This is a genomic window from Prevotella sp. DNF00663 (assembly GCF_001553265.1).
Lineage (GTDB): Bacteria > Bacteroidota > Bacteroidia > Bacteroidales > Bacteroidaceae > Prevotella.
Genome location: NZ_KQ960636.1, coordinates 34,576 through 34,859 on the forward strand (window position 1 = coordinate 34,576; position 284 = coordinate 34,859).

Consider the following 284-nt stretch of genomic DNA (forward strand, 5'->3'; position numbering starts at 1 on the left):
AATAAATTCCCGAATCGCCTTCCCATTTGACGGAAAAGTGTCAAGGCCAGCATAAATTCTTTGTCCTAAATGCGTGCTCTAAGTCACAATATGTATTATCTTTGAGCAAAAAAAGATACTCTTGTTCGCGCTCTTTCTTCTTTGCAGCTTTATAAGCAAAATCATTACACTGCTTAGAGCAAAATTGCGTCTTGTAACTGTGGGCAATGAATGTTGCACCACACCATTCACATGTCCTTTTGAACTCCATACTTACGCGAGTTCGGGATAAGAAAAGCTTTAGA